General features: G+C 73.3%; 28 protein-coding genes. 13 read left to right on the top strand and 15 right to left on the bottom strand.

What is annotated here, in order from left to right; all coding sequences use genetic code 11:
* Positions 1–108: 108 nt before the first annotated feature.
* On the top strand, positions 109–999 hold the full coding sequence (locus tag A6A27_RS41065) for an SDR family NAD(P)-dependent oxidoreductase (protein WP_073840040.1): 891 nt from the start codon (positions 109–111) through the stop codon (positions 997–999).
* Between the two features lie 3 nt (positions 1,000–1,002).
* Here the strand turns inward: A6A27_RS41065 and A6A27_RS41060 are convergent, their stop codons facing one another.
* The gene (locus tag A6A27_RS41060; protein ID WP_073840039.1) at positions 1,003–1,416 is read right to left on the bottom strand and encodes a DUF4190 domain-containing protein; all 414 of its coding nucleotides are present in this window, start codon (positions 1,414–1,416) and stop codon (positions 1,003–1,005) included.
* Between the two features lie 181 nt (positions 1,417–1,597).
* Here A6A27_RS41060 and A6A27_RS41055 point away from each other — a divergent pair, with 181 nt between their 5' ends.
* Positions 1,598–2,794 carry an acyl-CoA dehydrogenase family protein gene (locus tag A6A27_RS41055; RefSeq protein ID WP_073840038.1) on the top strand — a complete coding sequence of 399 codons (1,197 nt, stop codon included), beginning with the start codon at positions 1,598–1,600 and terminating at the stop codon, positions 2,792–2,794.
* A 12-nt stretch (positions 2,795–2,806) separates the two neighbouring features.
* Here the strand turns inward: A6A27_RS41055 and A6A27_RS41050 are convergent, their stop codons facing one another.
* Positions 2,807–3,547: a hypothetical protein gene (locus A6A27_RS41050; protein ID WP_143194442.1), complete on the bottom strand. Its 741-nt coding sequence runs from the start codon at positions 3,545–3,547 to the stop codon at positions 2,807–2,809.
* A gap of 107 nt (positions 3,548–3,654) precedes the next feature.
* A complete protein-coding gene (locus tag A6A27_RS41045; RefSeq protein ID WP_241825706.1) occupies positions 3,655–4,311 on the bottom strand; it encodes a hypothetical protein in 657 nt (218 codons plus the stop codon).
* A gap of 98 nt (positions 4,312–4,409) precedes the next feature.
* Between A6A27_RS41045 and A6A27_RS41040 the strand changes: the two genes are divergently transcribed.
* Positions 4,410–5,063, top strand: a complete 654-nt coding sequence (locus A6A27_RS41040; RefSeq protein WP_073840036.1) for a TetR/AcrR family transcriptional regulator — start codon at positions 4,410–4,412, stop codon at positions 5,061–5,063.
* A gap of 9 nt (positions 5,064–5,072) precedes the next feature.
* On the opposite strand, the gene A6A27_RS41035 is transcribed toward A6A27_RS41040, so the two are convergent.
* The 3 genes from A6A27_RS41035 to A6A27_RS41025 all read right to left on the bottom strand — a co-directional run bounded on the left by A6A27_RS41035 (position 5,073) and on the right by A6A27_RS41025 (position 8,158).
* A complete protein-coding gene (locus A6A27_RS41035) occupies positions 5,073–5,480 on the bottom strand; it encodes a CoA-binding protein (protein WP_073840035.1) in 408 nt (135 codons plus the stop codon).
* Between the two features lie 46 nt (positions 5,481–5,526).
* Positions 5,527–5,790, bottom strand: a complete 264-nt coding sequence (locus tag A6A27_RS41030) for a hypothetical protein (RefSeq protein ID WP_198940671.1) — start codon at positions 5,788–5,790, stop codon at positions 5,527–5,529.
* A gap of 211 nt (positions 5,791–6,001) precedes the next feature.
* A complete protein-coding gene (locus A6A27_RS41025; RefSeq protein WP_241825705.1) occupies positions 6,002–8,158 on the bottom strand; it encodes an intein-containing Rv2578c family radical SAM protein in 2,157 nt (718 codons plus the stop codon).
* Between A6A27_RS41025 and A6A27_RS41020 the strand changes: the two genes are divergently transcribed.
* The gene (locus A6A27_RS41020) at positions 8,157–8,537 is read left to right on the top strand and encodes a thiol-disulfide oxidoreductase DCC family protein (RefSeq protein WP_073840033.1); all 381 of its coding nucleotides are present in this window, start codon (positions 8,157–8,159) and stop codon (positions 8,535–8,537) included. The two genes, A6A27_RS41025 and A6A27_RS41020, sit on opposite strands and share 2 nt — an antisense overlap.
* Before the next feature lie 81 nt (positions 8,538–8,618).
* Here A6A27_RS41020 and A6A27_RS41015 read toward each other — a convergent pair whose 3' ends face one another.
* From A6A27_RS41015 to A6A27_RS44030, 6 genes are all read right to left on the bottom strand, one after another.
* On the bottom strand, positions 8,619–9,359 hold the full coding sequence (locus tag A6A27_RS41015; protein WP_073840032.1) for a cellulose binding domain-containing protein: 741 nt from the start codon (positions 9,357–9,359) through the stop codon (positions 8,619–8,621).
* Positions 9,360–9,421: 62 nt separating this feature from the next.
* Positions 9,422–9,802, bottom strand: a complete 381-nt coding sequence (locus A6A27_RS41010; RefSeq protein ID WP_073840031.1) for a DUF742 domain-containing protein — start codon at positions 9,800–9,802, stop codon at positions 9,422–9,424.
* A complete protein-coding gene (locus A6A27_RS41005) occupies positions 9,780–10,205 on the bottom strand; it encodes a roadblock/LC7 domain-containing protein (protein ID WP_241825704.1) in 426 nt (141 codons plus the stop codon). The genes A6A27_RS41010 and A6A27_RS41005 overlap by 23 nt, the downstream gene beginning before the upstream one ends.
* 17 nt (positions 10,206–10,222) lie before the next feature.
* Positions 10,223–12,271 carry a sensor histidine kinase gene (locus A6A27_RS41000; protein WP_158074149.1) on the bottom strand — a complete coding sequence of 683 codons (2,049 nt, stop codon included), beginning with the start codon at positions 12,269–12,271 and terminating at the stop codon, positions 10,223–10,225.
* The gene (locus A6A27_RS40995) at positions 12,268–14,838 is read right to left on the bottom strand and encodes a helix-turn-helix transcriptional regulator (protein WP_073840097.1); all 2,571 of its coding nucleotides are present in this window, start codon (positions 14,836–14,838) and stop codon (positions 12,268–12,270) included. Before A6A27_RS40995 ends, A6A27_RS41000 begins: the two co-directional genes overlap by 4 nt.
* A gap of 8 nt (positions 14,839–14,846) precedes the next feature.
* Positions 14,847–16,106, bottom strand: a complete 1,260-nt coding sequence (locus tag A6A27_RS44030) for an Hsp70 family protein (RefSeq protein WP_073840028.1) — start codon at positions 16,104–16,106, stop codon at positions 14,847–14,849.
* Between the two features lie 289 nt (positions 16,107–16,395).
* Here A6A27_RS44030 and A6A27_RS40985 point away from each other — a divergent pair, with 289 nt between their 5' ends.
* The 3 genes from A6A27_RS40985 (at position 16,396) to A6A27_RS40975 (ending at position 20,787) form a co-directional block, all read left to right on the top strand.
* Positions 16,396–17,358 carry an IniB N-terminal domain-containing protein gene (locus A6A27_RS40985; protein ID WP_073840027.1) on the top strand — a complete coding sequence of 321 codons (963 nt, stop codon included), beginning with the start codon at positions 16,396–16,398 and terminating at the stop codon, positions 17,356–17,358.
* A gap of 106 nt (positions 17,359–17,464) precedes the next feature.
* Complete coding sequence (locus tag A6A27_RS40980; RefSeq protein WP_073840026.1) at positions 17,465–19,324, top strand: dynamin family protein; 1,860 nt, start codon at positions 17,465–17,467, stop codon at positions 19,322–19,324.
* Positions 19,321–20,787 carry a dynamin family protein gene (locus A6A27_RS40975; protein ID WP_073840025.1) on the top strand — a complete coding sequence of 489 codons (1,467 nt, stop codon included), beginning with the start codon at positions 19,321–19,323 and terminating at the stop codon, positions 20,785–20,787. The genes A6A27_RS40980 and A6A27_RS40975 overlap by 4 nt, the downstream gene beginning before the upstream one ends.
* Here the strand turns inward: A6A27_RS40975 and A6A27_RS40970 are convergent.
* The 3 genes from A6A27_RS40970 to trxA all read right to left on the bottom strand — a co-directional run bounded on the left by A6A27_RS40970 (position 20,701) and on the right by trxA (position 22,565).
* On the bottom strand, positions 20,701–21,603 hold the full coding sequence (locus A6A27_RS40970) for an MFS transporter permease (RefSeq protein WP_241825703.1): 903 nt from the start codon (positions 21,601–21,603) through the stop codon (positions 20,701–20,703). The two genes, A6A27_RS40975 and A6A27_RS40970, sit on opposite strands and share 87 nt — an antisense overlap.
* Complete coding sequence (locus A6A27_RS40965) at positions 21,600–22,040, bottom strand: hypothetical protein (protein WP_073840023.1); 441 nt, start codon at positions 22,038–22,040, stop codon at positions 21,600–21,602. The genes A6A27_RS40970 and A6A27_RS40965 overlap by 4 nt, the downstream gene beginning before the upstream one ends.
* A 162-nt stretch (positions 22,041–22,202) precedes the next feature.
* Positions 22,203–22,565 (bottom strand): thioredoxin, encoded by a 363-nt coding sequence (trxA, locus tag A6A27_RS40960; protein ID WP_073840022.1) that lies wholly within the window; start codon positions 22,563–22,565, stop codon positions 22,203–22,205.
* A gap of 544 nt (positions 22,566–23,109) precedes the next feature.
* Here trxA and A6A27_RS40955 point away from each other — a divergent pair.
* From A6A27_RS40955 to A6A27_RS40935, 6 genes are all read left to right on the top strand, one after another.
* On the top strand, positions 23,110–23,625 hold the full coding sequence (locus tag A6A27_RS40955; RefSeq protein ID WP_073840021.1) for a MaoC family dehydratase: 516 nt from the start codon (positions 23,110–23,112) through the stop codon (positions 23,623–23,625).
* Positions 23,626–23,718: 93 nt separating this feature from the next.
* Positions 23,719–24,180, top strand: coding sequence for a hypothetical protein (locus tag A6A27_RS40950; RefSeq protein ID WP_073840020.1), 462 nt, complete (start codon positions 23,719–23,721; stop codon positions 24,178–24,180).
* 49 nt (positions 24,181–24,229) lie between these two features.
* On the top strand, positions 24,230–24,853 hold the full coding sequence (locus A6A27_RS40945) for a TrmH family RNA methyltransferase (protein WP_073840019.1): 624 nt from the start codon (positions 24,230–24,232) through the stop codon (positions 24,851–24,853).
* A gap of 62 nt (positions 24,854–24,915) precedes the next feature.
* Positions 24,916–25,614, top strand: a complete 699-nt coding sequence (locus A6A27_RS40940) for a DUF6758 family protein (protein WP_338013340.1) — start codon at positions 24,916–24,918, stop codon at positions 25,612–25,614.
* 114 nt (positions 25,615–25,728) lie between these two features.
* The gene (locus A6A27_RS45485; RefSeq protein ID WP_007455302.1) at positions 25,729–25,887 is read left to right on the top strand and encodes a hypothetical protein; all 159 of its coding nucleotides are present in this window, start codon (positions 25,729–25,731) and stop codon (positions 25,885–25,887) included.
* Between the two features lie 6 nt (positions 25,888–25,893).
* Positions 25,894–26,769 (top strand): PH domain-containing protein, encoded by an 876-nt coding sequence (locus tag A6A27_RS40935; RefSeq protein WP_073840017.1) that lies wholly within the window; start codon positions 25,894–25,896, stop codon positions 26,767–26,769.
* Positions 26,770–26,860: the final 91 nt, after the last annotated feature.

Here is a 26,860-nt window from a genome sequence, read left to right as displayed (position 1 = left end):
TCTCCGTAGACGTGGTGTCGTCAGGGTAGTCAGCGGGCCGCCGCGCCGAAGACCCCCTTTCCGGGTGCCGGCGTTGCCCGCAACGTCCACAGCGGGCAGGATCTCGGCATGGCACTTGACGCGCGCGGCGGTCGGTCGCGACGGGACGTGAGCCGTCCAGGGCTGGTGCGGCGCAACCGCGGCGGTGGCCCGGCCGGGTCCGCCGACCAGGACCAGCCGGCGCCGCTCGCCGAGCCGGCCACCATGCGCCTGGACGGCCGGGTCGCCCTGGTCACCGGGGCCGGCAGCCCGGACGGCATCGGGTACGCGACCGCGCGCCGCCTCGCCGATTTGGGCGCCCGGGTGGCGATCGTCTCCACCACCCGGCGGATCCACGAGCGCGCCGGTGAGCTGGGCGTGACCGGGTTCGTCGCCGACCTCACGGACGAGTCTGAGGTGGGCGCGCTGGCCGACGCGGTCGCCGAGCAGCTCGGCGACGTCGAGGTGCTGGTCAACAACGCAGGCCTGGCCAGCCGGGCCAGCCCGGAGGTGCTGCGGCCGGTGGCCCAGCTCAGCTACGACGAGTGGCGCGGCGAGATCGACCGCAACCTGAGCACCGCGTTCCTGTGCAGCCGCGCGTTCATCGGCGGGATGGCCGAGCGGGGCTGGGGGCGGATCGTCAACCTCGCCGCCACCGCAGGCCCGGTCAACGCGCTGCCCACCGAGGCCGGATACGCGGCGGCGAAGGCGGGCGTGGTGGGGCTGACCAGGGCGCTGGCGATGGAGATGATCGCCGACGGGGTGACAGTGAATGCGGTCGCGCCCGGCATCATCCACACGGCGGCGTCCACCATGACCGAGATCAAGCAGGGGCTGGGCACCCCGGTCGGGCGCCCCGGCACGCCGGACGAGGTGGCTGCCGCGATCGCCTTCCTCTGCTCGCCGGCCGCCTCGTACATCACCGGGCAGATGCTGGTGGTCGACGGCGGCAACAGTGTCCGGGAGGCGCAGTTCCGCTGACCGTCAGCGGTAGCTGCCGTTGTCGGAGTTGGCCCAGATGGCCAGGCCGATCCAGCCGCAGCAGACGAGCAGCCCGAGCGCGGTGAAGATGTAGCTGAGGATCAGTCCCCAGGTGGCGAGCTGGTCGCCCTCCTCACCGGTCTGCCGGATCTGCCGCTTGGCGAGGTGACCGAGGACGATCCCGGCCGGTGCGAAGACGAAGGCGAAGACCAGCGACAGGATGGCCAGCAGGTTGGGCCCGCCGCCGCGCGGTCGGGGCCCCTGCCCGGGCGGCCCGTACTGGCCGTACGGGGGCTGCGGGGCGTACGGCGGCTGCTGGCCCCACGGTGGCTGCTGCGGGTGCCCGTACGGCTGGCCGTAGGCCGGCGGCTCGTACGGCGACGGCGGCTGGTCCGGCTCACCGGGTGGTTGGCTCACGGCCGCTCGTCCCCTCCGTCGCAGGTCAACGACCCTCTCTCTTGCGGACGCTACCCGCAGCGGTGAACCTTTTCACAGCGGTTGTGTGGACTGGTCACCTTGGCTCCGCCGGTCGCGGGACCGATACTGACCGAGCGTTCAGTTACCCACGAGTAATGCTCCGATCCCCCCGGAGGCTGAGATGGCCCGACTCGCCCAGACGCCCGGCCTGACCGACGTGCAGCGGTCGATCCTGGAGACCGTCCGGGAGTTCGCCGACAAGGAGATCATCCCGCACGCCCAGCGGCTGGAGCACGCCGACGAGTACCCCACCGACATCCTCGACGGGATGCGCGAGATGGGCCTCTTCGGCCTCACCATCGCCGAGGAGCACGGCGGCCTGGGTGAGTCTCTGCTGACCTACGCCCTGGTGGTCGAGGAGCTGTCCCGGGGCTGGATGTCGATCTCCGGCATCGTCAACACCCACTTCATCGTGGCGTACCTGATCTCGCAGCACGGCTCGGCGGAGCAGAAGGCCCGGCTGCTGCCCCGGATGGCCACCGGCGAGGTGCGCGGAGCCTTCTCCATGTCCGAGCCGGAGTGCGGCTCGGACGTCTCGGCGATCAAGTCGAAGGCCGTCCGCGAGGGCGACACCTTCGTCCTCAACGGCCAGAAGATGTGGCTGACCAACGGGGCGTACTCGTCGGTGGTGGCCACCCTGGTCAAGACCGAGACCGGGGCCGACTCGGTGTACGGCAACATGAGCACCTTCCTGCTGGAGAAGGAGCCCGGATTCGGCGAGACGGCGCCGGGCCTGACCATTCCCGGCAAGATCGACAAGATGGGCTACAAGGGCGTCGAGACCACCGAGATGGTGCTCGACGGGGTCAGCGTCCCCGCCTCCGCCGTGCTCGGCGGCGAGGCGAAGGTCGGCCGGGGCTTCTACCAGATGATGGACGGCATCGAGGTGGGCCGGGTCAACGTGGCCGCCCGCGCCTGCGGCATCTCCATCCGCGCCTTCGAGTTGGCCGTCGCGTACGCCCAGCAGCGCCGCACCTTCGGCCAGCCGCTGGCCCGGCACCAGGCCATCGCCTTCAAGCTCGCCGAGATGGGTACGAAGATCGAGGCAGCGCACGCCCTCATGGTCAACGCCGCCCGGCTCAAGGACGCCGGCCAGCGCAACGACGTCGAGGCCGGCATGGCCAAGCTGCTCGCCTCGGAATACTGCGCCGAGGTCGTCCAGGAGGCGTTCCGCATCCACGGCGGCTACGGCTACTCCAAGGAGTACGAGATCGAGCGGCTGATGCGGGAGGCCCCGTTCCTGCTCATCGGCGAGGGCACCTCGGAGATCCAGAAGACCATCATCTCCCGGGGCCTGCTCAAGGAGTACAAGCTCTAACCGGCGCCCCGGTCACCCGCCGGCCGGCTCCGGTGCGGTGACCGGCAACCCCACCGCCAGCATCTCCGACCGGGTCCGGAAGTGCTCGATCGCGGCGACCAGCCGCTCCTCGGGCACCGCCGTGTCCCGGCCGCCCACCACCGGCTCCGGCTCCAGCGACTGCCGCACGATCTGGCGCAGCCGAACGCCGTCCACCCGGCCGTCCTGCCGTTTCGGATTGACCCGGTCGATGTTCGTCCAGGCGTACGTCTGGCGGCCGTGCCGGATGCCGCTCGCGGTGAGCGCGAGCCGCCCGGTGAACCGGACCTCCTCGTGGACCGTCCGCCCGATCCAGGCGGCGGCGCCGACCGCGAGCAGCGGCCGCAGGGGCACGCCCCACCACGACTCCTCGGGGAGCGTGCCGATCAGTCCCACCGCGATCGCCGCCGTCGCGATCGTCTCGGTCACCAGGTCGGCCCAGCCGGCGAGGGACCGCTGCGCCACCAGGCCGGGCTCCACCGAGCGCCGGCCCGCCACCCGTGATCGCCACACCAGGCGGCCGTCGCGCCGGGGCCACCACCGCTGTGTCAGCCACCGTGCACCCAGGAGCAGCCAGACGAAACAGCTGAGGTCGAAGTCGTCGCGGGGCGGCACGCGGAACAGCCCGGCCGCGACCGGCACCGCCACCGCCGCAGCGGCGCCGAGGGCGAGCAGTCGGCGTGCCCAGAGGCCGTCGCCGGGTGCGGGCAGCCGACCCAGCAGGGGGAGGGGCACCAGCGCACGGTACAAGCCCTCCGCCACCCTGAGCATCACCCGCCCCGTGCGCCGCGACCAACCGGCACACAGGCGGTCGCTCTGCGGGACAGCGGTGGTGGGTGGGGTCAGCCGTTGGAGCCGGGCAGCCGTACCGCCAGGTGCTCGCGGGCCCGGGCGACCAGGGCGGCCGGGTCGTCGGCGTAGAGGCGGATCTCGTGCACCGGCCCGCTCGGGCCCTTCGGCAGCCGGACCGAGAGCGGCTCGCGCAGCACGACGTCGATGCTGGTCTGGCTGCCGACGCCGACGTTCAGGATCGTCCCCTCATCGGACTGCTCGAGTTGGACGGCGCGGCTGGACGGCAGCGACCGGTAGCGGTGCTCGACCCGGGCCACGGCCGACCAGGGCACCACGAAGTCGACCGAGATGCCGTTGCGGAGCCGCAGCCCCGCCGGGCCGGCGACGTGCGGGTGGATCCGCAGGCTGGCGAAGAGACCGAACATCCAGAGCAGTCCCCAGATGCCGAGCACGAGCGCGGTGTGCCGGACCGACGGCCACGGAACGGTGTGCCGGAGGATCAGGTCGAAGATCGGGATCTCGATCGCGGAGAGCGCGATGAAGGCGACGAGGATCGGCTGCACCACGCCGACGTAGCTGAACGCCGCCGCCCCGGCCTCCAGCGCGGGGGGCCGCCGGAGCAGCCAGCGGGCGAGGCTGAGCCACATCCCCACCTCGTACGCGAGCACGCGACGCAGTAACGCGACCGGAGGACTCTGCTTCCGCACGGCTCACCCGCCCTTCACATCGTTTTTGCATTGCAGTTGCAACGTAATCGGTTGGCCGGGGGCGTGTCAATGCAGTCGCACTGTGAAAGCATGGGCAGATGCCGAAGCGGGTTGATCACGGGGAGCGGCGGAAGCTGATCGCCGACGCGCTGATGCGGGTGGCCGCGGAACGCGGGCTGGAGGCGGTCAGCCTGCGCCACGTGGCGGCAGAGGCCGGCGTCTCCTCCGGGATGGTGCAGCACTACTTCCGCACCAAGGACGAGATGATGACCTTCGCCCTGTCGGTGGTGCGCGACCGCAGCGAAGCCCGGGTGACCCGAGCCGTCTCCGCACTGGGGGACGAACCGTCCCCGCGTACGCTGCTCCGGACCATGCTGACCGAGCTGCTGCCGCTCGACGAGGCGCGCCGGGCGGACGGCCGGGTGGCGCTGGCGTTCCTGGCCTTCACCGCGGTACGCCCCGCCGTCGCCGCCGGGCTGCATCAGGAGTCCGCCGAGCTGCTGGCCTTCATCGCCGGGCAGATCCGCACCGCGCAGGCCGCCGGCGCGACGCAGACCCGCGTCGACCCGGACCGGGCCGCGGTGGCGCTGCTCGCCGTCATGGAAGGGCTGGGCGTCTACCTGCTCGGCGGGCACTACCCGCCGGAGACGGCGCTCGCCGCGCTGGACGCCCAGTTGGACCTGCTGCTCGGCCCCGAGCCCGCGGCACAGCGCGGCCGTGCAGCGCCGCCCCGGCGCTCGCCGGCGCCCTGACCTGGCTGGTCAGCCGAGCCGGGTCAGCCCCGCCGCGGCCCGATCCACGATGAGGCAGCGGTCCTCGACGTAGTCGATCCCGGCCTCCTCGGCGATCCGCCGCGCCTCCGCCGAGACGATCCCGAGCTGCAACCAGACCGCCGGTGCGCCGACCGCCACCGCCTGCCGGACCACGTCGACCGCGTCCTCCGCGGGACGGAACACGTCGACCAGGTCGACCGGGTGCGGGATGTCGGCCAGCGACGGGTACGCCTTCTCGCCGAAGAGTTCGTCCACGATCGGGTTCACCGGGATGATCCGCCAGCCGTACTGCTGCATCTCGGCCGGTATCTGGTGTGCGGCCTTGTGCGGGTCGCGGGAGGCGCCCACGACGGCGATCACGGCGGAGTCGGCGAGGATCTGCTGGGCTGAGCGCACCAGGCGAGCCTAACCCTGACCGGCGATCAGGCCATCGGCGTCAGTGTCAGGCACGCTCCGCATTGTCGCCGCGACCGACGCCCGGTGGGGTGATCCCGACGGCCTCAAGGTTCCGCGCCTCCTGACTGGCCGGATCAAAGGGCTTCGCCGCAGTGAAAACGATCCGTGCGTTCTCGGGGGTGATCACCGTGACATCGCGGGTGTTCCAGGGAGTATCCCGTGGGCCATCGACCGACTTCGGGAGCAACGCACGACAGGCCTCGACAAGGGAATCGACCTGGCTGAGCACGCACGCGAAACTGAAGCTCATCGCTGGTGCGTGCGCCGGAACGCTCGCCGCCGGGACGAGGAGTACATCCTGGAAACATCCGGGCCGGGAGCGGGCACGGGACTCATCTCAAACGCGTTGTAGTAATCACTCATGCACCCCACCCTCCGGTCTCACGCGACGTGAGGGTCAAGTTGGGTCCATGAATCCGGCCCAATCGCTGCGATCCGAACCACGTCGTGGCCGGATATACCTAGAGCAGCGTCAACTGCTCCGCCGGGGGCGGTGGGGGCTCGGGCGACCGACGGTTGTCGCCCTGCTCGCCCCGGTGCAGCCCGTGCCGGCGGGACGCGATCCGGACCCGCGCGGTCAGCTCCCGCTGATACGCCTGCGGCGCGTACGCGCCCGCCCGGTAGAGCTGGCGGTAGCGGGGGACCAGATGGGGGAACTCCCGGGCCAGCCAGTGCGCGTACCACTCCCGGGCACCGGGGCGCAGGTGCAGGGCGAGCGGCGTCACGCTGGTCGCCCCGGCCGCGGCGATCGCCGACACGGTCGCCTCGATCGACTCGTCGTCGTCGCTGAGCCCCGGCAGGATCGGCGCCATCAGCACCCCCACCTCGAACCCGGCGTTGGTGAGCTGCCGGACGGCGTCCAGCCGGCGGCGGGGGCTGGGCGTGCCCGGCTCGACCGCGCGCCACAGCGCCTCGTCGACGAAGCCCACGGAGTAGGAGAGCCCGACCCGGGTGACCTCGGCGGCCTGGCGGAGCAGCGGCAGGTCCCGCAGGATCAGGGTGCCCTTGGTCAGGATGGAGAACGGGTTCGCGAAGTCGCGCAGCGCCTCGATGATCGGCGGCATCAGCCGATAGCGCCCCTCGGCCCGCTGGTAGCAGTCCACGTTGGTGCCCATCGCGACGTGCGCGCCGCGCCAGCGCGGGGCGGCCAGCTCGCGCCGGACCAACTCGCCGGCGTTGACCTTGACGATCACCTTCCGGTCGAAGTCCGCCCCGGCGTCGAGGTCGAGGTAGGTGTGGGTGTTACGCGCGAAGCAGTTGTGGCTGACCACGCCGTTGGCAATGAAGTCGCCGGTGCCCGTGGTGATGTCCCACAGCGGCAGCTCCAGCCCGAGGTCCTCGATGCTCACCACCCGCAGCGCCGCCTGGCACTTGAGCGCCGCCCCCTCGATGGAACGCTTGCGGGTGATGGCCGGGTCGGTCAGGTGGAAGAAGCGCAGCCGGGCGGTGAGACCGCCGGTCAGTCGGATCTGCCGCACTCGGTTCGGCAGGCCCGGATCCTCGAGCACCCAGGTGAACCCGAAGTGGTTCAGGGCGGCCCCGGTCTCCTCGAGGATCCGGTCGTCGCCGTTGCTGATCCGGAGGATGCCCCTGCTGCAGCTGCCCTCGGCGTCGAAGATGCCGGCGAGAAAGCCCAGCCGCCAGTCGTCACCGGGGGCGTCCGGCCACCGGATCAGCTCCGTGATGGCCTCGATGTCGCGCCGCTTCGACGTCCGGATGGCGGTTACCGCCCGCCGGGTTGCACTGGCGGGGGCGAAGGAAAAGCTCTTGGTTTCGACGCCCGCATCGGTCAGGAATCGCTGCGTGCGGTCCAGCGCCTCGCCGTCGACGAGGGCCAACCGGAATTGGTGCACCGTCCCATAGGCGTACGAGTGGGCACCAAGGTGGGCGTCACCCCGCACCCTTCCGCAGAGGTAGCCCCGGCGGTAGTCGGCCGAGGGCTTCGGCGGGGTCGCGAAGCGGCCGGTGCCGATCAGGCGGTTGTTGGTGGTCAGGTAGGGACGTTGCCCAGCACCGTTCATCGCGCCCGTCACGTACTTCCAGCCCCGGTCGGACAGGAATCTATGGTCCCCGCTGGCGACCAGCCTGGTGCCGTCCTCCAGCGTGATCCGGTAGGCCCGCTTCACCGTCGACCACTTGTCAAGGACGGTGGTGATCACATACCGCCGGTAGGCGCCCCGCCGCTCGGTGCCGTAGATCCGGTCGCCCGGCTCCAGTTCGCTGATCGGCCTCGTGCGGCCGTCCGCCATCAGGATCGGAGTGTCGCCAGCCATGCAGTAGACACACGCATGACTGCATCCCCGGTACGGGTTGATCGTCCACTCGAACGGCATGCGGGACGCGCCGGGCACCCGGTTGATGATCGACTTTGCCTGCACCTCGTAGAAGGTCATCCCGGCGAAGCCGGGGGTGTCGAAGGTGCGGGCAACCGCGCCGGGCAGCGCCAGCGGCAGGGGTGGAGTCGCTGGCGCTGCCCGACCAGGGACCTCCTCGTCCGGGGGAGCGGAAAGGTTGTCCCAGCGCACAGGCACTATTCGAACATGTGTACGAGGGGAGCGCAAGTGACTCGCCGGACACCGGGGCCCGAACCCGAGGCGGCGGGTGCAGGATGGAGGCATGGAGACGTCGACCTTCGTCTACGACGGCGACTGCGCGTTCTGCACCCGCTGCGCGGAGTTCATCGAGCGCCGGATCCCGACCCGCGCGCGGGTGCTGCCGTGGCAGTTCGCCGACCTCGCCGCGCTCGGCCTGACCGAGGCGGAGTGCGAGGAGGCGGTCCAGTGGGTCGGCGCCGACGGCGTGCGCGCCGCGGGGCCGGACGCCATCGCCCGGCTGCTCGGGGAGAGCGGCCCGCTGTGGCGGATCGCCGGGGCCGGCCTGCGGTTCCCCCCGGTCCGGGCCGCCGCCTGGCCGGCGTACCGCTGGGTCGCCCGCAACCGCCACCGGTTGCCCGGCGGCACCGCGGCCTGCGCCGTGCCGTCCGCCAACCGGCCCTGACCGCGCCGCCGAGCCTGCCGCCGGCCGCCGCTCGTGCGCCCGCCGTCGGGCCGACCCGCCCGTCGGCACCGGGCCGGCCGGTCAGCTCGGCAGACCGGTGCAGGCGGCGCCGTCGATGGTGCACGCCCTGGGGGTGGCGCTGATCGCCGCGCCGCTCACCCGGAACGTCACCCGGATCGAGCCGCGGCCGGGCACCGTCGCGTTGCTCCCGTCCGGGGTGAACGTCCACGTCGCGCCGTCCCGGCTGGCCCTGGCCCCGGTTACGGAACCGACCTCGAGCGACTCCCGGGGCAGCACGATGACGAGTTGCCAGTCCGTCGCCCCGGCCGTACCCGGGTTGGTGATCGTCACCCTGGCACCGTAGCTGAGCAGGGCGTTGTCCTCGACGGCGAAGTCGGCGCGCAGCGCGGCCGGTGCGGGTGGCGGCGTGGTGGGCGCCGACGGTGCGCCGGCCGGCGGCGGGGCGGCCGGCGGCGTTGCGGTCGGTGCGGTGGTCGCGGAGTGCGTGGACGCGCGGGGTGTGGCGCTGACCGATTCGGGTTGCCGGCCCGGTGTCCCGGTGGCCGGCGCCGCGGGCGCCACCAGGTCCGGTGGCGGCTCGACGGCCACCGGGGTCAGCCGATCCGGCGTACGCAGCACCGTGACGGCCGAGTACGCCGTCGCCAGCAGCACCCCCAGTGCGGCGACGCCGGCCACCTGGGCGAGCCGCGATCCGTTCCCCCGGCTGGCGAGGGTGCGTCGCGCGGCCCGGGCTGTGGCGACGATCCCGTCCAACAGAATGATCGCCGCGGTCCGCCGTGGCTGGGACGGTGGTGCCGGCACTGGACCGTTCCCCCTTCAGATCGTCCGGCGGGCCGGCGTCCGCGCCCTCCGGTCCCGCCGGTTCAGAGCGCGCGGAGCCCGACGAGAATCGCCTCGAGCAGTTCCATGGACGGTCGCCCGGACAGCGTCGGCGGCTCGTGCATCTCGATCAGCCCGGTCCCCAACAGGTCGCCGAGCAGCACCCGGACGGTACCCAACGGCAGGTCCAGTGCGGCCGCGACCTCCGCCACCGACAGTGGACGCCAGCACCGCTCGAGGATCCGGGCCTGCTCGGGAAACAGTTGCGCGGCGGCGCGGACCGCCGGTCGGGCCACCACCAGGGAGATGACGTCGAGCTGGCCGTGGTCGGACGTGGTCCGCCCGCGCGTCATGGTGTACGGGCGAGCTACCGGTCCGGCCTCGTCGTCGTACCACGCCTCGTCATGGTCCCCAGTGGTCCGCACCGCTGTCCCCGCCTGTCGCCACCCGGGCCGGCTCAAGATAGACCGGCAGGTTCCGCTCGGCCTGCGCCGCGAACAGCGCCACCTCGTACGCCATGTCGCCGACCTCGGCGTCACCGCCCATCCGGACGGTGAGGATTGCCCCGCCGCGGGTGGTGGCGATGAACACGAACGCGCGCGACATCTGCATGACGACCTGCCGCAGCGTGCCGGTGGCGCACACCCGGGTGGCGGCCTGGCCCAGCGCGTACAGGCCGCTGACCACGCTGGAGAGCTGCTCGGCCACCTCGTCCGACACGGCACGGGACCGGGCGAGCAGCAGCCCGTCGGGGGAGAGGACGACGGCGAACTCGGCACCGGGCACCCGGTCGACCAGGCCGTCCAGGGCGACTGTCAGGCTGTCCATGGTGACCACTGGATGTGTCATCTCGTCCTCTCGCTGCGTTCCCCGAACGGGATCCCGGCGGTGTCGGGGCCGGTGCCGGGTGCGGGCCGGCTCACCCCGGGGCGGCGGACCCGCGTCGGCAGCCCGCCGCCGTCGGCGCCCTCCGGCGAGGTCCGTGGGTACGGGAGGCCGCCCGGCACCCGGTGCCCCGCCCCGGCAAGCCTGCCATCCTCGGGCCCGGCCCCGGTGACCAGCCCGACCGGAAACAGTACGACGGCCGCGGTCCCGCCGCGAGGGCCGGGACGTAGCGAGATCCGGGCGCCGCAGCGGGCGGCGAGCAGGGCGGCGACGTACAGCCCGGCCCGGCCGGTGGGCGGGCCGTCCGGTGGCGGCTGGGCCAGCAGTTCGTTCGCGTCGGCCAGTCCGGCGGCGGTGAGGCCGGGCCCGTCGTCGATGATCACCACGGAGCAGCCCTGCCGACCGGGCTCACCGGCGACCCGTACGGTGGCGTGCTCCGGCGAGCAGGCCAGCCCGTTCTCGATCAGCTCGGCCAGCAGGTGGACGACGTCCGTGACGGCGGCCCCGGCGAGCGACCACGGCCAGTGCGGTGCGACCAGGACCCGGTGGTAGTCCGGCACCTCGGCGACCGCCCCGCGTACCACGTCGAGCAGCGGCAGCGGTCGTCGCCAGCGGCGGGCCGGGGTCGCGCCGGCGAGGGTGACCACCTTCTCCACGTTGCGCCTGATCCGGGTGGCGAGATGGTCGAGCCGGAACAGATCGGCGGTCTCCTCCGCCGTGCGCTCGCGCCGCTCCATCGTGTCGAGCAGGTCGAGCTGGTCGCGCAGCAGGGCCTGGTTGCGCTGGGTGAGCCGCAGGAACAGTTCCCGGGTGGCCGCTTCAGGCCCCGGAGCATGCCGGTTGGCGGCATCCGGACCCGGCACGCCGTACTGGCCGGTCGGGCGGGCGTCGGGGTGCCCGGCGGCGACCGGCGGCAGCTGGATCGTCGGGGCGTCGGCGAGGCGGAGCTCGCCCGGCCGGTCGTCCGGCCCGGTGATGAGCCGGCGTATCGTGCCGGGCCAGCCGATCAGCACCACGAGCACCGCGACGAGCCCGAGGCCCACCACCGCGCCGGTCCGCGCGACCACCAGTGCCGCGCCCGGCGCGGCCCGCTCGGCGCTGCTGTGGGCGGCGGCGATCACCAGCTCGCGTAGGCCGCTCAGCGCCGGGTCGACCGCGGCCCGCCAGCTCTGCGCGCTGATTCCCGTCGTGGCGCCGGCGTCCGCCGTCCGCAGCAGCCGGTCCTCCAGTGCGAGCAGACCGGCGAACCGGGGGCCCTCCACCAGCCGTCGGTGCTGGTCCCGCCCGGTGGCCGGCAGCTCCGCGGCGGCCGTCGTGCGGGCGTACCGCTGGGTGGCCACCAGCTCGGCCAGCTGGTGCCGCTCGTCGGCGCTGAGCCGTCCGCCGGTCAGGGCGGCGGTGAGCAGGGTGTCCTCCCGGGCGAGCAGTTCCCGGGCGCGGGCCAGCGCGATCACCGCCCGGGTCTCGTCGGCCAGCGCGCCCTCGCGCCCGCCCCACTCCGGGCCGTACACGGCGAAGGCGGCATCTATCAGCTGGTCGTAACCGGCGACCGCGCCGACCCGGTCGAGCCGCCCGGCGTCCACCTCGGACCGGTGGGCGGCCAGCCCGGCCATCCGACGGGCGAGCTCGCCGGCCCGGCCCTGGACCGTGCCCGCGGTGAGCAGCCGCAGGTCGTGACCTTCGGTGAACGCATGCACCGGGGCGGCGGCCCGGTCGGTCCGATCGCGCGCCCCGGCCAGATCGGCGCGGGCCCGGCCAGCCCCGGCCAGCGCCTCGGCGGTGAGCCGGCGCTCGGCCTGCAGGTTGAGGATCAGCAGGTCGGTGGGCTGGCCGAGGGTTTCCGTCAGGACCCGGACCCGGACCAGCTCGGCCGCTTCCCGGCCGGTCAGGAACGCCGCGTACGCCCAGAGGGTCAGCAGCACGGCCGCCAGCGCGGCGAGCTTGAGCCGGATCCGCCCGTCACCGGGCTGCCGGGCGCCCCGCTCCGCCCGGTCCACCGGGTGGCTCACCGGGCGGACCGTTCCGGCCACGGCTGCCGGCCGGCGGTGCTCGACCGGTCCGCGACGACGGTGCGCAGCAGCGCCAGCAGCTCCGCCCGGTTGGCGCAGTTCAGGCGGGTCCGCATCCGCGCCACGTGGTGCTCCACCGTCTTGGCGGAGATGAAGAGCCGGTCGCCGATCTCCCGGTAGGTCAGGCCGGCCAGCACCAGCCCGGCCACCTCGTGTTCCCGGTCGCTGAGCCGGTGCTGCGCGGGGCCGGTGACAGCGTCGGCGACCGGGGCCGGGCCGTCGCCCGACGTGGGCGGCCGGCCGCCCCGGGGCGTGGTGGGCCGGCCCTGGAGCACTCGGGCGCACTCCAGCAGGCTGGTCATCGCCCGCCGGTCGGAGGTGCGGATCGCGGCCTGCCCGGCGAGGCGGGCGGCGTCCCAGCACAGTCCGGCGTCGTACAGCCCGCGGGCGGCGGCCTCCACCCGCACCGGGTCGACCACGCCACGGAGCACCTCGACCCAGCTCGCGGCGGCGGCGGCGACCACCGCGGCGTACCGGCTGTGGTCGGCTGCGGCGAGCAGGGCGGCGACGTGCTCGTCGGCGACCACCGGCTCCTCGGTCAGGATCGCGGCGTGCAGCCCGGTCCAGTGCAGCGGGGCGCTCCACAGTGCCGGGCCGCCGAGCCGGTCCAGCAGCGACCATGCCTCCCGCAGGTACGGCTCCAGCCGGGCCAGGTCGCCCAACCGGGCGCCCACGACTGCGAGTTCGCCGAGCGGCAGCAACGTGAACAGGTCGACGGGGTGTCGGACCACCGCCTCCAGCGCGGGTACCCAGCCCTGGTGGAGCGCCCCGAGGTCGCTGTTGCGCCGGGCGATGCCCAGCCGGAGCGCGCTGGCCAGGAGCAGGTCGCGGGACTCCAGCGGGCGTTGGTCGGCGTCCACCGCCGCGAGGCACTCGGCCGCGGCGGCCGTGTGGCCCCGGACCATCAGGATCCAGGCCTGCAACAGCCGGTGGCGGCGGGCCATGAGCGGGCCCCCGATGCCGGTCGCGACGGCCCGGTCCAGCACTCCCTCGGCGATGTCCAGCTCGGCGCAGTGGATCGCGGTCAGCGCGGCGAGCGCGGCCGGACTGTCCGGCAGGAGCACCGCCCGCCCGTCCGGTTCCAGCAGCGCGGCCGCCTGCACGAGAGTGGACAGGGCGGTGGTTGGCGGGCCGGTGAGGCTCTCCCGTACCCCCTCGGCCATCAGCCGGGCGGCGCTGGCGTGCAGGGTGGGCGGCCCGCCGGCCCGGTCGTCGCCGGGCCCGTCCCCGGCGGTGGTCGGGCGGCCGACGGCCAGCGCGCCGACGGCGGCGAACGCGGCGGCCGAGGGGCTGCCCGACCACCGGTACAGCTCGACGCTGCGGCTCACCTGGCCGCGGTGGGCGAGGGCCGTCGCGGCCACCGTCGCCGCCGCCACCCGCTCTTCCGGGACGGCCGTCGCGAGCAGCCGGTCCGCCAGCCGCAGGGCGGCGTCCAGGTCGCCGGCGAGCGCCGCGGCGAGCGCCTGCCGGGCGCCGGCCGGCAGCCCCGCCGCCGTGGCCGCCGCGAACAGCTCGGCCGCGAGCGTGGGCTCCCCGCTGAGCGCCTCCTCGGCCGCGGCCCGCAGCGCCGGGGCCGGGCAGTCGCCGAGTACGCCGGCCGCGCGCAGCGACAGGACCAGCGGGAGCACCGCGGCACCGCGGTTGAGCTGCAGCTCGGTGAGCCGGCGCCAGACCGCGGTGCGTTCGGTGGCCGGGCTGAGCGCGACGACGGCTCGCCGTACGAGCGGCGAGAGCCGGCCGTCGGCGCCGAGCAGGCCGGCGGCCCGGGTGGCGGTGACCAGCTCGTCCACCGCCTCGGGCGGCCGATCGAGCAGCGCGCCGAGCAGGTCCACCGGGAGCGGTACGCCGGCGGCGAGGGCCAGCAGCAGCCGCCGGACGTCGGGCGGCAGCTCCTCCAGGTCCGGCCCGAACTGGAGGACGGCCGGCCGGGGCGGTTCGGCCGAGACAGTGACCGGTTCCTCCTGCCCGCGCAGCCCGCGGACCAGTCGCTCGACGTCGCGCGGGACGCCGCCGGTCTGCGCGTGCACGAAGGCGACCAGATCGCTCCGCCGGCCCAGTTCGGGCACGCCGGCGAGGTACGCGCCGGTCTGCTCGGGGGTGAACGGGGTGAGCGCGATCTGCTGCCCGTCCCGCTTCAACGCGTCGGCCAGGTCGGCGAGCGCCGCCGACCGGGGCCACGGGCGGTAGCCGACCAGCAGCCGGTGCCGGCGGGCGTCCACCAGTCGGCGCAGCGTCTCCAGCCGCGCGTCGTCGAGCAGGTGCGCGTCGTCGACCAGCAGTACCGCCTCGGGGTCGACCTGGCCGGCCGGGCTCGGGACGCCCTCCAGCACGGTGACCCCGGCTCGCTGGTGGGCCCGCGCCAGCTCGGTGAGCAGGGCGGTCTTGCCATGGCCGCCGGGACCGGTCACGCTGACGGCGAGCGGCGTACCCGGGTCCGCCGCGACCGCCCCGAGCAGGGCCGTCGGCCGCTTGCCCAGCACGAGCCGGGCCTCCGTCACGCTACTCATGATCATGGTCATCCTTCGCGTCCCCGGCCCCGGGCCAGCGCCAGGCGGGACGGCTTCGGCAGGTTCAGCGGGGCGATCCGGATCGGCGGGCGGGGTGGTGGCTCGCCGTGGGGGGCGTGATGCGGCTCGCTGTGCCGGGCCGGGAAAGCCGCCGTCCCGGCGCCGCTGACCGGCGTGGACGGGGGCGCCGGCACCGGCCGGCGGCGCGGGGACACCACCTGGCAGGCGGCGAGGGCCGCCCCGGTGGCGGCGGTCAGCTGGGGATCCGGCTCCACCTCGACGGGGACCGGAAAGGCCGCGGCGAGCAGCTCGCGGACCAGCGGGATCCGGGCGGAGCCACCGGCGAGGAGGACCCCGTCGAGCTGCGCGGGGGTAAGGCCGGCGGAGTGTACGGCCCGCACCAGCAGGTCGACGGTCGCGCGCACCGCCGGCCGGATCAGGTCCTCGAACTGTGTCCGGGTCACCGGCACCCGGACCGGTCCCGTCGGCAGGGCCAGCATGACGTCGGTCTCCGTACCGACGGCCAGCTCCCGCTTGACCCGGTCGCACTCGCGTAGCAGCCCGTGCGGCGTCGGGTGGGTCTCCCGGCGGGCTGTGCCCGCGAAATCCCGGCCGAGCACGGTACGGACGTGCTCGGCGAGCGCCTCGTCGAAGTCGGTGCCGCCGAGGGGGTCGAGGCCCTGGGGAAGGCCGAACGCCTCGTAGGTGCCCTGCGGGTTGCGGCGGACCAGCGCCGCCTCGAAGGTGCTGCCGCCCAGCGCGTAGACCGCGGCGGTGGTGCCCGGGAAGCCGCGTGCCGCGTGGTTCTCGGCGACCGTGACCGGGTGCGGGAGTAGCGTCACGTTGCGCACGTCGAGGTGCCACAGCGCCCGGCGCAGCAGGTCGCGCCGGTGTGAGCCCCACCCGGCGGGGTGGCTGAGCACGACCGCCTCGGCGAATCCGCCCTCCCGGGCGGCGACCCGCTCCACCACCCACGCCGCGAGCTCCGCGATCAGGTTCTCCGGCGGGCACGGCTCGCCGCCGAGCAGCAGGGGCACGTCGTCGCCGATCCGGCGGACGAAGTCCCGGGTGGTGCGGCCGGGGTCGTCGACGGCGGGCTGGCCGACCGTGAGCGACCCGTCCGGCGACAGGTGCAGCACCGACGGTACGACGGGTTCCCCGGCGTCCAGCGCGACCACCTCAGGTCGGGCCCAGGTCTCATTCCGCCGTCGGGCGACTGCTGCGACTGTGCTGGTGCTTCCGATGTCCATCCCGAGGACGTACGGCATGTGTTTCTTCCTCCACCGTGAGTGGCCCTGGCGACGGTGTCGGCACCGTGGCGACCCACCCCCGGGGAGCCCGTGGGCTCCTACTTTCGTACCAGAGATCGCTTCCGTCCCGGTACCCTAACTCTGGCCGGCCCGGCTCCCCCTCTCCCCCTAACGAACGAGGGGGGGAAGGCCCTAATCCGCTCCCGGTCGGTTTCGGGTCGCTCCCCGATGACCACAGCGGCCCCCGCTCATAGCGTCACTGTCGAAGCACGACGGTGCTGACGCTACGTTCGAGGAGAACTCCCCCATGGATTCGCAACAGAGCCTGCACGTCAACTCGCAGCAGTCGGTGGATTCGTCCCAGACGCTGCACGACTTCGTGCTCAACCTGCTCACCGACCCGGACGCCCGGTCGGCCTTCGACCTCGACCCGGAGGGTGCGCTGCAGGCCGCGGGGCTCACCGACGTCACCGCCGCCGACGTGCAGGACGTGGTGCCGCTGGTGGTCGACTACGCCGCCCCCGGGGCGGGGCTCGCCCCGCTGGCCCCGGTGGCCGGGCAGCTCGGGCTCGACCCGCTGGCGAGCGACGCCACCGACGTGGTCGGCCAGCTCGCGGCCGCGCCGCAGCAGATCAGCGTCAACAGCACGTACGCCGGGGTGGACGTCTCGGCCGGTGCGCTGGGCGCCATCGCGGTCGACCCGGCCGGCCTGTACGCCGGGGCGGCCGTGCTGCCGGGGATCGGACTGGGTATCGGGCCGGGCGGCCTCGCGACCGACCTGACCGGGGCGCACGACGTCGCGCACACTCTCGACTCCGACGTGGTGGGCGCGGTGAACACCGCCGTCGACCCGGTCGTCGGGGACCTCGCCGGTACGGCGGGCGACCCGCTCGGCACCGCCACCGGCACCGGTGTGCTGTCCGGCGACGGCGTGCTCGGCGGTGACCTGGGCGTCCTCTCCGGCACCCAGGCCCAGGTCAACGGCGTGGTCGGTTCGCTCGGCGTCGACCACACCCTGGGCGGGCTCGGCCTCGGTGACGGCGCGGGCGGGGTCGTCCCGCCGGTCCACGTGCCGACCACTGTGGACGGCGTCACGCAGCAGGTGAACGGCACGCTGTCCGGCGTGACCGGCACGGTCAACGGGGTTTCCGGCACGGTCGGCGGCCTCACCGCCGGGGTGACCGGCGACGCCGGGGCCCACGGTAGCGCCACCGTCCACGGCGACGTGCACGCCTCCTCCGACGGCGGTCTGCTGGGCGGTCTGCTCTGACGCAGGGCTCCCGAGCAGGAGCGGAAGGCCGGCTGGCCGGCCTTCCGCTCCTGTGCTGGTTCGGGCCCCTCTTGATAATTGAGCCGAAATCAGCACACTTGGTGCGGTGATCGCGGCGATCTGGCTGGACGTGCTCGACGAGATCGCCCGTACGTGCAGCGCACACGGGCGAGGTGACCTGCTCCAGACGGTGCGGCAGAAGCGGGTCCAACTGCTGGACCCCAGGTTGCGGGTGCTCATCATCGGCGAGTCGCACCAGGGCAAGAGCCAGCTGATCAACGCGATCATCAACGCGCCGGCCTGCCCGGTCGGCGACGGCCGCACCACCGTGCTGCCGACCGTGGTGCAGCACGCCGAGGTGCCGTCGGCTGCCGTGGTCCAGGCCCCGCTGGCGACCCCGGGTCGGTCCGCCGGCGGCGCGGTCCCGGTGACCACCGAGCGGATCCCGGTACCGCTGGACAAGGCCGCCGCGGGGGTTGCCGGCACGCTTGGCCGCCGGGCCGGCGGCGGTCCCGCGCATGTCGAGATCGGACTGCCCCGGGCCCTGCTCGGCACCGGACTGGTGCTGGTGGACACGCCGGGCACCGACGAGGTCGCCGCGCTCGGCGCGGCCGGCCCGACCGCCGCGCCGGCCTGGGCGGACACCGTCCTGCTGGTCTCCGATTCCACCCGGGAACTCTCGGCCGGCGAGCTGACCATGCTGCTGCACCTGGCCCGGTCGCACCCGAACGTGGTGGTGGTGCAGACGAAGACCGATCTCGTGCCGGACTGGCGCGCGGTCGCCGAGCGCAACCGGCAGCACCTGGCCGACGCGGGTGTGCCGGCGCCGGTCATCCCGGTCTCGGCGGTCCTGCGGCTGCGTGCGGCCGTCGTCGACGACCGGGAGCTCAATGCCGAGTCCGGCTTCCCCGTGCTGATCGCCCGGTTGCAGCGTGACCTTGCCGGCAAGTCCGACCGCCTGGCCCGGACCGCGGTCGGCGTGGTCGCCCGGACCGTGGTGGAGCAGCTCGCCGCGCCGCTGCGGGCCGAGTTGGCGAGCCAGGAGGCCGAGGAGCAGTCCGGTCCGATCTCCCGGCTGCACGCGGCCCAGCGCGAGGTCGACGAGCTGCGTCGCTGCTCGATGAGGTGGCAGAACACGCTCGCCGACGAGATGGCCGACCTGCTCTCCGACATCGAGTACGACCTGCGCGACCGGACCCGGCAGGTCCTGCGCCAGGTCGAGGAGGCGTTCGACGAGGCCGACCCGCTGGTCGGCTGGGACGCCTTCCAGGAGTGGCTGGAGCGCAGCCTGGTGGAGGCGGCGGAGGCGAACCACGAGTGGCTGGTCCAGCGCTGCGACTGGGCCGCCCGCCGGGTGGCCGACACCTTCGCCCGGTACGGCGGTGACGTGCTGCCGCCGTGGTCCCTGGCGACACCACCGGACCTCGCTGACCGGCTGCCGGAGATCGAACGGCCGCAGATCGACCGCTTCACCCCGAGCCAGAAGCTGATCACCGGCATGCGCGGCTCGTACGGCGGCCTGCTGATGGTCGGTCTCGCGACGACGCTGGCCGGGATGCCCATGATCAATCCGCTCTCGATCGGCGTCGGTGCGCTGTTCGGTGGCAAGAGCATCCACGACGAGAGTCGACAGCTGCTCCGCCGCCGCCAGGCGACCGTCAAGACGGCGATCCAGCGGCACGTCGACGACTTCTTCGTCCGGGTGACCAAGGAGCGCCGGGACGGTGCCCGGCAGGTGCAGCGGATGCTGCGGGACCACTTCAGCGCGCTCACCGAGGAGCTGCAGGAGGCCATCATCCGGTCGTTCCGCAGCGCCAAGCAGGCCGCCGATACCGACGCGGCCGCCCGCGACCAGCGGCAGCGCGAGATCCGGCTGAAGATGACCCGGCTGGCCACGCTCTTCGAACAGGCCCAGCAGTTGACCGGCGGGCGGCCCGCCCCGGCGTCGCTGGGGCCCCGGGCATGACCGTCGGGCTGCGGTTGGACGAGGCGGTGTGGGGGCTGCTGAACCAGGCCCTCCAGCTCTACGGTGACGACCGGCGGGCGGTCGACCATCTCCGGCACCAGCTGGCCCGGCTGGAGGAACCGCTGCGGATCGCGGTCGTCGGCCCGTGGCGGTCCGGCAAGTCGACGCTGCTGAACGCGATCATGGGCGAGGAGGTCGCGCCGGTCGACGGGGTGGACGGCAGCACCGTCTTCACCTGGTACGAGGACGGACCGCAGCCGAGCGCCACCGCGTACTCGACCAGCCATCCGCCGCAGGAGCTGGCGATCGCCAAGTCGGCCACCGGGATGCGGGTCGACCTCGTCGGCTGGCGGGCGGGCGAGCTGCGGGACATCGTGGTGCAGTGGCCGACCCGGACCCTGCGCCAGGTGACGCTGATCGACACGCCGGCCACCGGCCTCGACGAGCAGGGCCGGGCGCCGGTGATGGAGCGCGTGCTGCGGGACGCGGACGCGGTGCTGTACCTGACCCGCGACGGCCGCGAGAGCGACCTGCGGGCGCTGGAGACCAGCCGGGAGAGTGCCGTCGGGCAGGCCGCCGCCGTGAACGTCGTGATGGTGCTGTCCCGGGTGGACGAGACCGGCGGCGGGCGGATCGACGGGCTGCTCACCGCCCGCCAGCTCGCCCGGCGGCAGCAGCGCGACCCGCGAGTGAACGCGCTCTGTGTGCAGGTCGTGCCGTGCAGCGGCCTGCTCGGCCTGGCCGGTCGGATCCTCAGCGAGTCGGACTACGCCGTGCTCGCGGGGCTGGCCCGGGTGGCTCGTCCGGAGCTGGACCCGCACCTGCTCTCCGCCGACCGCTTCGTCCGCGGCGAGCTGCCGATCCGGCTGGACCCGGGGGTACGCGCCGCGCTGCTGGACCGGCTCGGGCTCTTCGGGCTCCGGCTGGCCACCACGCTGGTCCGTACCGGCTGCGACAGTCGGGCGAAGCTCTCCGCCGAGCTGATCCGGCGGAGCGGCCTGACCGAGCTGCGCGAGTCGATGGCCCGCTCCCTCATCGACCGCCGGGACACGCTCAAGGCGCGTTCGGCGCTGGCCGCCGTGGAGGCGCTGCTGCGGGCCGAGCCCGTCCGGGGCGCGGACGAGCTGCTCGGCCGGGTCGAGCAGATCCTCGCCGGGGCGCACGAGTTCCGTGAGCTGCGCCTGCTGGCCACGCTGCGCACCAACCGGCTCGGCTTCGACACCGAGCTGGCGGCCGAGGCGCAGCGGCTGGTCGGCGGCGACGGGGTCGGGCTGGCGGCCCGGCTCGGCGTGGAGCACGACGCGACCGTGCAGCGGCTCTGGGAGGTTGCCGCCGAGGCACAGTGGCGGTGGCGGAAACGCGCGGAGGACCCGCTGCTACGACTGGGCCAGCGGCGCGGCGCTCAGGTCGTCGTCCGCAGCTGCGAGGGGATGATCGCCGAGTTGGCCGAGGGAGGCCGGTGACCGCCGGCGGCGCAGCAGGCTGACCGGTCGGACCCGCTCCAGCGGCAGGAAGCTGGTCATCGCCACCAGGTGCGGCGCGAACGAGATGGTGATCGTCGCGATGGTCACCAGGTGGAACGAGTAGAAGAAGCCGACCACGGCCAGCCGCCACCGCTCCGGCAGCACGAAGACCAGCGGGCTGAGCAGCTCGAAGGCGAGGATGCCGAACTGGGCGACGATCAGCAGGTGCGGCACCTGGGCGATCAGGTCGGCCAGGTCGGTGCCGCGTCGGATGATCGCCCGGGCCAGTACCGAGCCGGTCGCCCAGTCGAGGCCGCCGAAGCGGAACTTGGCCCAGGCGGCCAGGAAGTACGTGCAGATCACCGCGATCTGGGTGACCCGTAGCGCCCAGCCGCCCGCCTGGGTACGCGTGGGGTCGCCGTGCCGGGCCCGGCCGGCGGTGGGCAGGGCGGCCAGCGCGACGAGGAGCCCGAACCGGTCGTGGTCGACCTTGCCGTAGCTCATCGCCACGATCATCCACTCGAAATAGAGGGCGAAGACCGTCCAGCCGAGTAGTCGCGGCGCCCGCCCGGTCGCGGCGAGCAGGGAGCCCACCAGCAGCACCCAGAAGATCACGCCGACCAGGGCCGGGGTGGGGGTGGGCAGCGGGAGCAGCCGGCCGAGCAGCAGCGGCTGGTAGAGGTCGCCGGGCACGTCGACCCGCGTGCGTACCCAGGGGGTGAAGACGACCAGGTCGGCGGCGACGAAGAGGTAGACGAGGGTCCGGAAGGCGGCGATCCGGCCGCGCGGGACCGCCTCGGTCAGCCAGCGGGTCACGGGTTGGCCTGCCAGCGGACGGCGGTCTGGTCGGTCCAGCGGCCGGTCGGGCGGCCGCCCTGGATGTCGTACCAGCGGATCACGATGCGGACTTCGACCACGGCGGGGGCGGCCGGGTGCCGCTCGGCGTACGCGTCGGCGACCCGGCGCAGCAGGCTCGGGTCGGCGGCGTAGCGATCCTGCTGGCCCTCGATCTCGGCGCGGCGGATGCCCGTGGCGTCCTGGCCGAGCGAAACCAGCGCGCCGGTGCGGTCGACCCCCTCGACCCGGGTGTCCGGCGCGGGTGCGTCCGGCGGGTCGGAGGTGGAGTACATCCGGAACGGCCCGAATGGGAAGTCGTCGTCGGTGCCCCGAACGGTGCCGGCGAGGAGCAGCGCCAACCCGAGCACGGTGGCGCCCAGCCGGACGGCGCGCCCGCGGGTGGTCAAGGTCTCCATCGGCTGGTCACGATACGGGATCGGGACCCTTCCGGGGCCTCCGTCCGTCGTCCAGTCCTCGCTGGCCGTGTCGCTGCCTGTCGTACCCGCGCCGGGTGCCGCGAGACGGCGAGGGCCGGGCCCCCGTTCCGGGACCCGGCCCTCACCGGAGTCAGCGGTGGGTCAGTGCTTGTGCTCGGCCATCTGCTTGCGAACCTCGTCCATGTCCAGCTTCTCGACCTGCTCGATCAGGTTCTCCAGGGCGGACTCCGGCAGCGCGCCCGGCTGGGCGTAGACGATCACGCCGTCCTTGATCGCCATCACCGTGGGGATCGAGCGGATGTTGAACTTGGCGCCGAGTTCCGGCTGCGCCTCGGTGTCGACCTTGCCGAAGACGATGTCCGGGTGCGTGTCGGACGAGCGCTCGTAGACGGGGGCGAAGCGCTTGCACGGACCGCACCAGTCTGCCCAGAAGTCGAGCAGGACGATGCCGTCGCTCTCGGTCACCTCGTCGAAGTTGGCTGTGGTCAGCTCAACCGTTGCCATTGCACTCTCCGATCAGCGCGGATTGCCTACGTCCGGTGGAACCAGGGCGGACGTCCTTCCATTCCCGTGACGTACGCGACGAAACGCAGCGCAGTGCCTCGGTGACCCTGGGGATAACGAACCCAATCTCTTCCATCGGCCGTGCGGATCGCAAGTGCACGTCGCACTTGCGTGACCACGCGTAATGGGAGCGCTTCCAAAGAGATCGACACGATCGGGCCGCGCGAATCAGCAATTTGCCGCTTGACAAGGAGCTATCCGACGTGCAGAGATCGCTTCCGGAGCGTACGTCGGTCACGCACGGTGTTGTTACAAAAAGGTAAATGTGACGGCGGTCTCTGTCGGCGCGGCATTGCCGTACGGCAGAATCTTGGGCATCAGAGCGTGGGCGGCGGGTGCCGGGGAGGGCCCCGCCGCTCATTGCGTCTCCCCCCGGGTGGTCCCGGTGTGACATTACTTCGCCGCCAGCGCCCCTGTCGCCGCCTTAACAAGCGGTAAGGCATGCTGTGCCGAACTCCATCGCCGCCCGTCGAAGGGGACAAGGATGCAGTTCGGCCGCTACTACGAGGAGTTCGAGGTCGGTGCGGTCTACCGGCACTGGCCGGGCAAGACGGTCACCGAATACGACGACCACCTCTTCTGCCTGCTCACCATGAACCACCATCCGCTGCACCTGGACGCCCACTACGCGGAGTCGGCGACCCAGTTCAAGCGGAACGTGGTGGTCGGCAACTACATCTACTCGCTGCTGCTGGGCATGTCGGTGCCGGACGTCAGCGGCAAGGCGATCGCCAACCTGGAGATCGAGTCGCTGCGGCACGTCGCCCCGACCTTCCACGGCGACACCATCTACGGCGAGACCACGGTGCTGGACAAGCGGGAGTCCTCCTCGAAGCCGGACCGCGGCGTGGTCGCGGTGGAGACCCGGGGCTACAACCAGGACGGCACCCTGGTCTGCGTCTTCCGCCGCAAGGTCATGGTCCCGAAGAAGGAGTACGCGGCCGCCGCCGTGCCCGAGGGCGTCGATCCGGAGCGGCCCAGCTTCCCCGAGCCGCGCTGACCTGCCGACGTACGGCGAAGGACCCCTTTCCGATCCGTGGGGAAGGGGTCCTTTTCCCGTTCCGGGGCTTATGCTGGCGCCGGAGGTCCCCCGATGAGCGAGCGCAGCGCGCGAATCCTGACCACCGCCGTCTACTCCACGGCGGAGTGGGACCTGTTGACCGACCTGCCGGGTCGGGTCCTCGTCGCCGCCGCCTCGCCCGGGCCCGGACGCCCGCCGCGCGGGGTCGCCGCCGGGCTCGCCGGCCTGGACGCCGTGGCCGCCGGCCGGGCCTTCGACAGTGACCTGGTCCGGGCCGTGGTCTCCGCGATCTACGCGCGCCACGACGGCGCCGCCGACCGCGACGAACGCCTCACCGACCTGGTCGACCTGCTCGCCGCCTGCCGGGCCGCGGTCCGGGTGCTCCGGCGGCGCGCCGATCCCGCCGACGGGGCGGCCTACCGGCAGTGGGTGGAGTCCGTCGCGGCCCGGGTCTGCCGGGCCGGGGACGCCGGGGCGAGTCCCGCCGACCGGCGCTTCCTCGACCGGCTCGCCGGCGCGCTCGACCTGCGCTGACCGGGGTCACCGGCGGCGCGGCCGGTCCGGGCCGTACGCTCTGGAAACCGTGACCGACGACCAGCTCGACGTGGGTGTGGGGCCGTGGCCCGGCGACCCGCCGGAGGACCCGCGGTACGATCCGGAGCTGGTCGCCGAGGGCGACCGGCGCAACGTGGTGGACCGCTACCGCTACTGGCGGCGGGAGGCCGTGGTGGCCGACCTGGACCGGCGCCGGCACGACTTCCACGTGGCCATCGAGAACTGGCAGCACGACTTCAACATCGGCACGGTGGTCCGCAACGCCAACGCCTTCCTCGCCGCCGAGGTGCACATCGTCGGGCGGCGGCGGTGGAACCGGCGCGGGGCCATGGTGACCGACCGCTACCAGCACGTCCGGCACCACTCGACGATCGACGAGTTCGTCGGGTGGGCGGCGGCGCAGCGCCTGCCGGTGGTCGGCATCGACAACCTGCCCGGCTCGAAGCCGCTGGAGACCAGCACCCTGCCGCGTCGCTGCGTCCTCCTCTTCGGCCAGGAGGGGCCGGGGCTGTCCGACGTCGCCCGTGCCGCCTGCGACCAGCTCTTCTCCATCGCCCAGTACGGCTCGACCCGGTCGATCAACGCCGGAGTGGCCAGCGGCATCGCCATGCACGCGTGGATCCGCTCATACGCCGGGCCGCCGCCGGACTGACCGGTTTCCCGGATCCCGCCGCTCCGCTTGACGCCCCGCCGCCCTGGGGTGACGGTGGGAACGTGAGTGTCGCGGTGAGTTGTCCGAGGTGCGCGGGCCCGGTCCGGGAGCCGGACCTGATGCACGGTGAGTCCCGGTGCTTGCGCTGCGGTCCCGTGCCGCCGCTGCACGTTCCCGAGCACATCGGCGCCGGGATCCTGACCAGCGTGGTGGAGCGGGTGGCCGCCGACGGTGAGTCGACCGACCGGCGGGGGGTGCCGCTGTGGTGCCCGTGGCCGCTGCCGGCCGGGTGGACGTTGACCGGGGTGGCCTGGGCGGGGGACGACCGGAGTGGGGTGCGTGCCACGGCGGTGGCCTGTGCCGGACCGGCTCCCCTCGACGGTGGACCGGCCGACCTGCTCTTCGTGGCCGAGGAGCCGGGCGTCGGGCTCGGGTCCCGCTTCGCCGGGCTGCCTGGGCCTGATCCGGGGCCGCAGGTCGCGGAGGCACTCACGGACCCCGGCCCGGGCCACCCCGAACGCGTGCCGCACGCCAAGATCCGGGTGGGCGGCCACCCCACTCCACTGTGGCTCGTGAATTCCCCCACGGATCGAAGTGCGTACGCCGGCGAGGCTCGGGGAATGTGGCTGCATGCGATAGCCTGGCCGGCGAGTGCGGGTCACCTCCTCGCGGAAGAAGTCGTGCTGCGCGACCTCACCGAGTGGACTCCGCCCGAACTCGTGTACGGCGCACCATCCCCGTACCTGCACGGGCGGGCCTGACCGGCCAGCACGGACGGGTCGGGGAACGTACGCAGATATTCACTGTACGACACCATACTGATACTCTGGGTGCCACTGCGGTAAACCCGGCGCCGCGCGAGAGGATGGCCCGCCATGGTCAAGAAGGTCCTCACCTGGGCCGGCATCGCATTCTTGATCTTCTTTGTTGCCTACCGGCCGAACTCCGCCGCCGACGTCTTCAAGTCCCTCGGCGGCGGCATCATGGACATCGCCCAGGGCTTCGGCGACTTCTTCACCAGCCTGGTCGCCTAGCCACCGATGGGAAACCCCTCCGGTCCGCCCTTCGACCCCGACGACCCCGATCGGGAGCGCCGGGAACACGACACCGAGCCCATCCCCCGAATCGACCCCGACGACGGTCCCGGCTTCGCCGCGGGGGCCGGCTACGGCGAGGGCCCCTCCCTTTCGGAGGGCGTCGCCTTCGGTGACGGCCCCGGCTACGCCGGCGAAGGCCGCTCCGGCCGCGCCTGGATCCGCGACCCCGAGGGTGGCTACCAGCCGCCCCCGATCAGCGAGGAGGAGCTGGCCGGCCTGCGCGGCGACGCCTCCGGCGGGGCACCCCGCCGGGTGCTGCCGCTGGAGGACGAGCCGAGCCCGCTGGCCGCGCGCTACCTGTTCCCCACCGAGCGGTTCCGGGGCGAGTGGAAGCGGCACTGGGTCTACATCGCCAAGCCGCTGATCATCGGCATCCTGGCCACCTTCATCCTCGGCTACCTCTCCGGCTTCCTCGCCGGGCGGCAGACCGGCGCGCTGACCACCGTCGCCGTGCTGCTCTGGTTCCTCGTGATCGGCTGGGTCGCCTGGCAGGTCGCCGAATGGTGGTACAACCGCTTCATCCTGACCAACAAACGGGTGATGGTGGTGGACGGCATCGTCACCCGGCGGGTGGCGATGATGCCGCTGGTCCGGGTGACCGACATGAAGTATGAGCAGTCCCCGGCCGGCCGGGCGCTCAACTACGGCACCTTCGTGCTGGAGTCGGCTGGCCAGGAGCAGGCGCTTCGTGAGATCAAGAGCCTGCCCAACCCGAACGAGCTCTACCTGCGCGTCGTCGAGGAGATGTACGAGCCGCAGGCCGTCGAGGCCCGGTTGGGCAAGGAGGCGGACGAGGCCAAGGCCGACGACGGCGCCTGAAAGTTTTCGTCCGAACATCGGATGAACTGCACACCTTTTGCCGTCGACCTGACACCCCGGCACGTGGCAACCTGCGAGGCAGGACGGGGCG

Source organism: Micromonospora sp. CB01531 (assembly GCF_001905095.1).
Taxonomy (GTDB): domain Bacteria; phylum Actinomycetota; class Actinomycetes; order Mycobacteriales; family Micromonosporaceae; genus Micromonospora.
The sequence above is the reverse complement of the archived record's forward strand: the minus strand, read 5'-3'. Positions and strand labels throughout refer to the sequence as shown.